Origin of the sequence: Streptomyces sp. NPDC051907 (assembly GCF_040681075.1) — a bacterium.
Lineage (GTDB): Bacteria > Actinomycetota > Actinomycetes > Streptomycetales > Streptomycetaceae > Streptomyces.
Window position 1 is genome coordinate 20,125 of the sequence record NZ_JBFAYB010000101.1, and the last position, 8,909, is coordinate 29,033.

Annotated in this window: 9 protein-coding genes; 2 read left to right on the top strand and 7 right to left on the bottom strand. The window is 65.7% G+C overall.

Annotated elements, in window-relative coordinates:
• Nucleotides 1-132: 132 nt before the first annotated feature.
• Genes AB0M39_RS34590 through AB0M39_RS34600 form a run of 3 tightly spaced genes read right to left on the bottom strand, consistent with a single transcriptional unit; the run spans nucleotide 133 to nucleotide 4,125 of the window.
• Nucleotides 133-2,373, bottom strand: a complete 2,241-nt coding sequence (locus tag AB0M39_RS34590) for a TOMM precursor leader peptide-binding protein (RefSeq protein WP_365370894.1) — start codon at nucleotides 2,371-2,373, stop codon at nucleotides 133-135.
• Nucleotides 2,370-3,785, bottom strand: a complete 1,416-nt coding sequence (locus AB0M39_RS34595) for a SagB family peptide dehydrogenase (RefSeq protein WP_365370896.1) — start codon at nucleotides 3,783-3,785, stop codon at nucleotides 2,370-2,372. Before AB0M39_RS34595 ends, AB0M39_RS34590 begins: the two co-directional genes overlap by 4 nt.
• Nucleotides 3,786-3,816: 31 nt before the next feature.
• Nucleotides 3,817-4,125 (bottom strand): Nif11-like leader peptide family natural product precursor, encoded by a 309-nt coding sequence (locus AB0M39_RS34600; RefSeq protein ID WP_365370898.1) that lies wholly within the window; start codon nucleotides 4,123-4,125, stop codon nucleotides 3,817-3,819.
• A 185-nt stretch (nucleotides 4,126-4,310) separates the two neighbouring features.
• Here AB0M39_RS34600 and AB0M39_RS34605 point away from each other — a divergent pair, with 185 nt between their 5' ends.
• Nucleotides 4,311-5,051, top strand: a complete 741-nt coding sequence (locus AB0M39_RS34605) for a 2OG-Fe(II) oxygenase (RefSeq protein ID WP_365370900.1) — start codon at nucleotides 4,311-4,313, stop codon at nucleotides 5,049-5,051.
• Between the two features lie 232 nt (nucleotides 5,052-5,283).
• Here AB0M39_RS34605 and AB0M39_RS34610 read toward each other — a convergent pair whose 3' ends face one another.
• The 3 genes from AB0M39_RS34610 to AB0M39_RS34620 form a co-directional block, all read right to left on the bottom strand.
• Complete coding sequence (locus AB0M39_RS34610) at nucleotides 5,284-5,670, bottom strand: hypothetical protein (protein ID WP_365370902.1); 387 nt, start codon at nucleotides 5,668-5,670, stop codon at nucleotides 5,284-5,286.
• A 531-nt stretch (nucleotides 5,671-6,201) separates the two neighbouring features.
• Nucleotides 6,202-6,477, bottom strand: coding sequence for a hypothetical protein (locus tag AB0M39_RS34615; protein WP_365370904.1), 276 nt, complete (start codon nucleotides 6,475-6,477; stop codon nucleotides 6,202-6,204).
• 28 nt (nucleotides 6,478-6,505) lie between these two features.
• The gene (locus AB0M39_RS34620) at nucleotides 6,506-6,784 is read right to left on the bottom strand and encodes a hypothetical protein (protein WP_365370906.1); all 279 of its coding nucleotides are present in this window, start codon (nucleotides 6,782-6,784) and stop codon (nucleotides 6,506-6,508) included.
• 667 nt (nucleotides 6,785-7,451) lie between these two features.
• On the opposite strand from AB0M39_RS34620, the gene AB0M39_RS34625 reads away from it, so the two are divergent.
• Nucleotides 7,452-7,607 (top strand): hypothetical protein, encoded by a 156-nt coding sequence (locus AB0M39_RS34625; protein WP_365370908.1) that lies wholly within the window; start codon nucleotides 7,452-7,454, stop codon nucleotides 7,605-7,607.
• A 427-nt stretch (nucleotides 7,608-8,034) separates the two neighbouring features.
• Here AB0M39_RS34625 and AB0M39_RS34630 read toward each other — a convergent pair.
• The coding region (locus AB0M39_RS34630; protein ID WP_365370910.1) for a tetratricopeptide repeat protein at nucleotides 8,035-8,909 on the bottom strand (875 nt) is incomplete at its 5' end.

The following is an 8,909-nucleotide window of genomic DNA, read 5'->3' on the forward strand; positions in this document are numbered from 1 at the left end:
CCGCCAACGCAGAGCGGGCGGCGCCCGCCGGGTGCCGCCCGCTCCTTTCGCCCTCCGCCAGATCGTTACATTGAGCGCCCCGGAGACCAAAAGCCGGCGGGTTCGCGGATACCGACGTCTGACAAGTGCAACTCAGGAACTGATCGGGCGTGGGTTGAGCTGGGACTCGAGAAGTTGGTTCGTTCGCCAACCCATCCGAACGGGCACTTCGTAGAGTCGCCCAGAGGCAAACCTGGCCCAAAAGTGCCGAAGGCCGGGTACGACGACCTTGACGACATCAATGCCAAGGTCTGGCCGGGTCTGGTTTACCACCAGAGTCTCCATGCCGCGATCCGCAGCGATGCGGACGCAGTGCTGGACGTCGGCTGCCAGGTCGGGTGAGGCGTGGTTCTGCATTTCATGCAGAGACGTTGCCTCCATGTCTGGGTGCGGGAGCAGATATGGTTCGCTGGCAACAGTTGCCTCCTCGAACCAACTCGCGTTGTCGGGGTCGTCGATGGAATGATCTCCCGCTGATTCGACTAGCGCTAGCATTTGGTTCATTTCGGTCAGGGCGCGCAGAAGGGCAACCTCCGGGTGGAGGTGAGTACCGTAACCCTGGATGATCATCTCAGTTGAGCTGTCGGTGCATCGAGAGATGGCGGCAAAGCTTGGAATTCCAAGGTCCGTGGTAATGTCCAGGGCCCACAACTCTCGGTTCCTGCGGCGGTATTCCTGCCGTAGAGAGGACACGTAGGGGTCCTTCACCGTGGACAGGTCGACTGCAGGACGGCGAAGTCGGTTGTACCACCAGATGGCCACGCTGTCGCGTTCGACCAGTTCCAAGAACCCCTGCAGCACGGCATCCTCCATGCTGCTTCCGGAGGCGCATCCGTTCGAGTCTGCTCGGCAGAATAGGTGTCCCGGCTCTACCGGGGCACCGTAGAAGCAGAATGCGGTTGGCAGATAACGGATACTGCCGTCAGTAATATTCTGGGCGGGTGTCCAGCTGATAGGGCGATGTTGATCGAAAGGATCGGGCACCCAGGCAAAGCTAGAGTGGCTCCGGTTCCATGCTTCTCTTGTCTGGTACTGAATTTCGCTCACTTGGAGCAGATCTTTCGGGTGCACGGCCTGCCTGCCGAGATCCGTGTAGCTGGCCACGATTTTCGGCTCATCGCCGGTGTACTCGCCGGAGATTCGCTCGAGTGCCTCGCACAGTGCGCTCGCGCGCGCCTGTGCGTCAGTCACTCCCTTGCCAGCGCTGCCCGATGTGCTGTGGTGGCGAAGTTCGGCAAGGCTCCGGGCGGGCCGCCCGCCTTTCACCACGCCCGCGTACACGGTGACGAGGTCGCTTCCGGTCTCGTAACGGGTGAGTTCGGAGACGACTCCGGTCAGCGGACTCACATGATGGCCGAACTGCCGTAGAACCTTCTCCGGAGAGGAGCTTCGATGCCCTCCGTCCGTGATATAGCTCTTTCGCCGGCTCTCCAGGACCACCCGGCCGGGGGCTCCTTGGTCCAGATCTCCGCAGGAATGGCATTGCGGACGCCGGACCACGGGGTGGCGCACCACACTCATGCCGAGCAGGTCCAAGGTGGCCAGGTGGCCGGTGAGAGGGGACGACCTCGACCGCAGCCACGCCGCTACCTGGCCCGCAGCGATGCCCAAGGTGGCCGCAGCAGTCGTCGGGAGGCCCACGGCGGTCTGCCGCGACATGACGGTGGAGCTTCCCTGCGAGCGCACGTACTCATGCGAGCGCAAATTGTACCGGAGGCGATGTGCGAGACATTCCCAGCACCCCGTCCCCCCGGGGACGAGTAGTGGCCCAATCCATGAAGTCGCTCCCCCCGTCCTCAAGAGCATCCACGGGCGCTCAGTCTCCAATGCCTCGGCGTTGACTTCGGCAAGGCACGGATCGAGGTAGTCGGAGGTGAGCACGACCGTCAGGGCGGGCTTACCCAGTGCTGCTGAATCGTCAGTGGAAACCCCCAGGATGGCCAAGGCGTCAACGAACTCCTGTCGCGCCGAGGCATGGCCTTCCAGGCAGTTCACGGAAGCCCATGCCCCGGTTGCTCCTGCCGCCACCCCCACCGAATGCGCCGACCAGTAAGCCTCCTGGTTCCGCGGAAGCACGGAAGCGGTGCTCCTCAGGACTCCACGAGCCTCAAGCCGTTCAATGGCATAAGCCACCGCAACGGCGGAGAACTCGTCGGACACCTCGGTAGCAAGGTCGCTCAGACTCCGGGTGCCGTCCATGAGGGGCAGCAATCTGGCGTATAGACGTCCATTGAAGAGCGTCCCGCTGGTCTCAGCGAGCAGGACGGCCGCAGTGTCCCCATCTGATTCCAGGTGCAGATGGTCGGCCAGTGCCAGCTGATCAGTCGGGGTCATCTTCCACCATCCATGGTTCGTGCCGATCCTCCGAGTGCGAACTCGCCGACGGACGACTCGACCAACGGGGACGAGCCGATGACACGTGAGAACAGCTCCGAGTTGCCGCCACCGATAGCGCATGGCGCAAGGCTCATGGCGGTTGCGACGAGGTACATGGTCTGAAGCAGGCAACCAACGTGTTTCAACGTAAGCGCATAGGCGATGGTCTCGTATTTCCATGCGATGCGCTGGAATCGGGATGTGACCACGATCAGCACCTGCGGCCGTGGGTGTGCCATAGAGAAAGCAGCGTCATCCATCAGGGCTTCGGTGTCTGCGCCAGAATCGGCAACACGGCAAAGGACGTGTTCGCCTACCCGGTAGTGATATAGACCGGGTTCCAGCCCGGGGCAACTGTTCACCAGAATGTACAATTCAAGCTCGTGCAATCCGCCACCCCCCGGGTATGGGCGGCGGCTCACCTGAACGACGTCGATGTCGTCGGTGAAATGGCTGCTCGCGCAGTGATGCAAGAACACACCCAGACTTTCAAGGGTGATTGGCGCGTCGTGCTGCCTAACGCTTCGGCGCTGCTGAAGCGCCTGGAAGAGTCCCATGTCGTCGGTGGATGTACTTCCTTCTGGAGCACAGAGAGGGATAACGTCACCGAAGTAGGACTGGTGCAGGGCCGGTACAGGAGGAATACTCGGCTCATCGAGGTTTCCAGCGAACCGAAACGTTCCACCCGATGGGCGTTCATGGCGTCCATCTCGGGTATGACAGTGGAAGAGCAGGTCGTGGAACTCCCACTGCTCCAGCACCGTCTCGTCCTCTTCGTGCTCATCGGTCATGCGCGCACGGTGCAGCAGGTCGAGCAGGGCCGATGTTTCGGCAGAAGGCGGACGGAGTCCAGTGAACGAGGCCAGGAGGCGCGGCAGCGCAGGGCCGGTGGCGCGAACCTCGTAGGCGGACAGCGGGGATCGTAGAACGGTGCTGCCGCTCAGCCACCGCGAGTACGTAAATGGTGAAAGACGTCCCCCGGCTCGTAGCGCAGGCCGATCCCACGGCTGTGGTGCCATCCCGGAACTTTCGCCCGGTGAAACCGGGACCGCGGTAACGACGCTTCTGCCTTCAGGGGCGTCGAAATCGAGTGAGAAAATCAACCATTCCAAGTCGCCGAGCCGGTCTAAGAGAACCTGGCCCTTGAGTGAGGCCGGCGGATTCTGCTCCCACGATCCCAGCAACTCGCTCCGGGTGCAGGAAGAGCTGGACAGTTTCTCAAGGAAGCGGAGTGATGCCTCATCGTTCCGAAGAGTCAGGCCTTCAGCGCCACGACACAGAACCACTTGATGTCCGGTGTTCTCAATGCTGACACCAGGCCGGAGCCCGATCAGGTAATCCGTCGGCACCGGTTTTTGATCTTCAAGCACAGTTGGTGCTCCCGAGGGGCAGCGGCACTTTTTACTGCTCGTGTTCCGGCTTGCAGTAGACGCACGGGGTGCGACAGCCGGATTTGCTCTTACATGTTGAGGCGGTAGTGTCGCCAGACAACTCGATCTCGGCAAGGCCAAGTTCTTTCTCCACTTCGGCGCGAAGGTCGTCGACCGAAATGTCAATTCCTCGTTCTCTCGCCAACTCGACTGCCGTCTCCAGCACGCTCCTCTCAGCGTCCCTGCTTTGAGACATGATTTCGTTTAGCGCCTCACGAACCCTGGAATCCTGGCTCGCCATGCGCAGGAATGATGCCGCACCCTCGTTGCCTTCGTTCATGCGTTCCCTCCGTATGGTACGAGTGTGTGCGCTCATCGGGTTGCGCACTCTACAGGTATGCTCCGACGGGGGGCGTATGAAGCGCAATCCGCCCGCCTGCCAGTTCACTCGCAGGAGGGAGTAATGCAGGCGAACGGTCTAGTTCAACGGATTGCGGCAGGTTTCCCATGTGGTGAGGTGAATCCGTGACAACCTCGCCAGTTCCCGATTTTCTTGAGCGGACTCAGTACCTGGCCCTCCGGAGCGAGCTGATTGAGTTCTTTACTCGACGCTCATTTGATGACGCTTTGACTTCCGTTCGACGTTCCAAATCGGGTTGTGTCCTTGGGGCGCCCAAGCTACCCGGTGACATCGGCCGGGGCCTGCTTGACGAGCTCACCGGAACGCCAGAGTGGGTGTCCGAGCGGTGGCTACGCCTTCGGAACGGAACCACCGTGAAGGTCCCTCACGCTCGCTTCATCCGCAGCGCTGCGTCAACCCGGCTTGCCTCCAATGATTGCATCTACCACATTCCCGCCGACCACGTGCATTTGCGTGCGTTCTTTTCAGCGGTGCGGAGCGAGGACGTGCTCTCTCACTTCTCCTCGGCCTATGGCGATCCGCTGCAGTGTCAGTCGTTCGATGTCGCACGTCTGCGCCACGGTCAGTACCTGCGTCGGCACTCCGACGATCACGAAGGGCGCCGGTTCGGTCTGGTCTTTTTCCTGAGTCCCGGCTGGGGCGAGGGACGCGGCGGCGAACTCGTTGTGGAGGCCCCGAGCGGCCAGTGCATCGCAGTCGCTCCAAAGCAGTGGCGGATCGCTTTGATTCGAATCAGTGAGGGCTACCAGCACAACGTCTGCGTCATCCGGTCCAAAAGTTGGGTTCGCTACTCAATCGCCGCGCAATTCGCTGCAGTGGGCGCTCGCATGGACGGCTCTTCCTGAAGCTGAAAGGCATCAGGTCGGCGGGTCCATCGGCACGCGATGAGGTGATCACGCAGCGATGCGCGTTGGCAGACGAGTCGACACGGGTCCGTCTCTATCCGTCGGCGAGGTGCACTTGGCGGGTGTAGAGCGGTTCCTCGTCCTGATACCGTCGGCCAGGCGGCAACACGCGGCAACCGTCCGCAGAAGCACGAGTAGACCTTGTCGTCGTTGTTGGCGTGTTCGGCGGCGATCACGACCTTGTCGTCTTCCACGCCGTTGTCGATCTCCAGGGTGACGCGATAGCGGTAGAGGAGCCGGCGCCGTTGGACTGTGCTGAGTAGGCGACGGGCACGACGGCGCGGATCGAGTCGTTGAGCGTGATCTCGATGATCTCCTCGGCCACGCCCTGTGCCCCTCGGCCGACGTCGCCGAGGTGCTTGACCGCGCCGTCGGCGGTGCTCAACTGCGCCGGGGTTCCGCGGGCGCCGAAGGTGGCGACGTGCTCCACGTCGCCGTTGGTCCGGAGCACCAGGGCCAGCAGGTCGTAGTCGGTGTGGCTGGACCACGTCATACGGGCTCGCACGCCGGCGGTCTTGCGCAGGGAGACGGGGGCGTCGCCCTTCTTCATGTCGATCATGGAAGTCCTGTTCTGGTGGACGGTGCCCGCACACCGGTGGGGCTGGCTGCGGCCTGGCCCCGGAACCGTGGGACACGGGCGGGCTAGCCCCGCAACTCGCTGTGCAAGGCCGTGCCACGCCGCACCGTCTGCGACCGTATGAACGGGAACGCCCAGGCTAGGGTGGGTGAGATCGCACGTCCCTCGGGGTGGAACCGCGATCCGCTCGCGCAGTCGCCGAGGCGGGACGCAGAAGCCCAGGGAGTTGCTCGACTCGCTGACGAGCGGCGGCGAGCGTGCCGAGGGAGGGCATGCGACAGGCTGGCTTGATGGCTCGCGTTGCGCAGCTGGCGCCGGAGGGGAACGTGGATCCGGGCAGCACGGCGTCCCCAGCCGCCAAGAGTCTTCGACGGCCAAGGCGGTGGCTGTGTGTCAGCGGCTCCCGATCCCGGTGGCGGCATCGATTCTCCGGACCTCACGATGGACCTGGCCAGGTCCGCGGGCGGACTCAGGCGTCCCCGCGCCGAGTACGGCAGGCCGGGGGCGGTCTGGTCAGGCGGCTATCGCTCCCAGTCCCCGGATGAGGCGGCGGACGTTCTTGGCCGCTGCCCTGGTGTTGCAGTCGGGCCAGTCGCCGGCCATGTGCTGCTCGTCGCCGCGCATGATGGCCCAGCTCCAGCAGCCGGCGGGGTTGGCGACCTCGAGACGGTCCCATACGGACAGGCGGATCGATGCGGCCCAGCAGTTCGAGCCGGTGTTGGCGACCTCGCTGGCGATTCCCAGTTGTGCGAGCTGTGCGGTCATGTCGGGGGCGCCGTCCTGCTTCATGCGCTGACTCCTCGGGTCGTGTGTGCGGTCAGTCGACGATGTGGGGGTGCACGCTCTCGGCTGTGCGGGCTTCGGCTTCCTCGACGAGCCGCTCGTAGGTGTCGTCGGCGTAGTCGGCGTAGTCGGCGAGAACCTTGTAGACGGAGTCGGGGTCGGGGTGGGGGGCGGCGAGCTCGGCGATCGTGTCGCCGTATCGGGCCGTGAACGCGGTCAGCTCCTCAGCGGTCAGGGTCAGGGCGTGGCGCATGTCGTCCTCGATGCGTCGGCGGGCGGAGACGGCGGGTGCGGTTTTGAGACTAGGGTTCACGGTGTGGGTCCTGTCGTGACTGGATGGCGATCGGGCCTCGACTTCGGGCCGCACGCCGGAAGGGCGGCACCGCGCCGGTGCGGCCCGGCCGACGGACCCTGACCCGCCGGTGCGCAAGCCGCGCAAACAGCCACAGGCTTGTAAAGCCGCGGACCTCGCGTTCGCCGATCACGTCGCAAGGCGCGCCCGGGTCATCCGGCGTCGGTGCGGCGGTCGTCGACGGAGCAGCCGTCAGTCGGGGGCAGGCAGCTCTCGGCCGGATCCAGTCCGTCAAAGGAGCAGTCGGGGCGGCCAGGCGGCGCCGGACTGCCACGGGGCCCGGCCACGGGCTCCTATATGCGATGCGGGGACGGAGGGCGCGCTGGCATGATGCGCCGTGTGAAGCGATGCAGAAGGGGCGATGCCGCGTAGACGGCCGTCACAGCTCCGGTCCGCGGCCCGTCGGCCGCGAGGGAAGTCGCAGGGAGCTTCAGCGCCCGGGCTTGCACGTGGTTCCGGCAAGCTCGCGAGCGCGGTCGCCCGCCTGGAGCGGGATCGGCTCTGGCCCGGTGCGGTAGCGCAAGCTCTACGGGAGTGGTCGCGGGTGGCCCGCCGGCCGAGTATCGCCCTCTCAGGGGGCTGCGGCTGCCCCCTGTGCCATCCCTTCTCCACGTCCGACGAACGCGCGGTGCTCGAACTCGCCCTCCACGCCCTGCCGCGCCGAGCCGCACGGGAACTGCGCGGAATGGTCGAGCCGCTGGACGACCTCTACATCGCACGCAGCCGGCCCGACCCGCATGCCTCGCCGGACGACGGATGGTGGGCCCGGCGCTGCTGGGGCTGACGCCCCATCGGCGCCGGGCTGCTCCGGCCCACCGGCCGCCAGCGCCCCGAACCAGCGATCGAGGTCACCGCCGGTCGGTCGCTCGGCGGTACCCGGGTCATGCGGATCGTCCGGGCCGGGAATCCGTGCGGGGCACCCCCCGGCCGGGGGCATCCTGGTGAGCCCGGCGTGGAAGACGGCTACGGGCCCGTCCCTGGCCGGGACTACAGCAGCCGCCCTCGTGGCTCTCGTCGATCGGCTCGCTGGGCAACCGGCTGCTCGGCAGGTGCTGTGTCCCAGCCGGTCAGGCCGGGACAGGATCGACACGAGGGCGTCGCTGGCCGTCCGCTGCGTCCCGCGCAGCGCTGGTGAGCGGGTGGTCTTCGCCGACCAGCCGCTTGCAGTCGGTGAGGGTCTGCTCAAGCAACGGGATGCGCGGTCCAGGTATCTACCCCGCCTCGCGGTAAGCACGGGCGAGCTCGCTGCGGCAGTACAGGGTGTCGGGGTGGTCCTCGCCCAGCACCCGCACCCGGTCGGCCACGGCCTGCTCGAACAGGGGGATGGCGCGGGCCGGATCCCCCGCATCCCGATAGACACTGGCGAGGTTGTCGCGGGAGTACAGAGTGTCGGGGTGGTCTGCGCCCAGCACCCGCACCTGGTCGGCGAGGGTCTGCTTGAGCATCGGGACGGCGCGCTCCGGATCCCCCGCCGCCCGGTAGGCCTCGGCGAGCTCGCTGCGGCAGTACAGGGTGTTGGGGTGGTCCTCACCAAGCTCCCGCACCCGGTCGGCGAGAGTCTGCTCGAGCATCGGGACGGCGCGGCCCAGATCCCCCGCTTTCTTGTAAGCGAGTGCAAGGTTGCTGCGCGAGGTCAGGGTGTCGGGGTGGTCTGCGCCCAGCACGCGCTCGAAGCCGGCCAGGGTCTGCTCGAACATCGGGGCAGCGCGCTCCAGATCCCCCGCCGCCCAATAGGCCTCGGCGAGGCCGCTGCGGCAGTACAGGGTGTTGGGGTGGTCCTCACCAAGCACCCGTGTCTGATCGGCGAGAGTCTGCTCGAGCATCGGGACGGCGCGCTCCAGATCCCCCGCAACCCGGTAGGCCTCGGCGAGGCCTCTGCGGCAGTACAGGGTGTCGGGGTGGTCTGCGCCCAGCACGCGCTCGGAGGCGGTGAGGGTCTGCTCGAACAGGGGGACGGCGCGGCCCAGATCCCCCGCCGCCTGGTAGGCACGGGCGAGGTTGTCGCGGGAGTACAGAGTGTCGGGGTGGTCTGCACCCAGCACCCGCACCCGGTCGGCCAAGGTCTGCTCGAACAGGGGGACGGCGC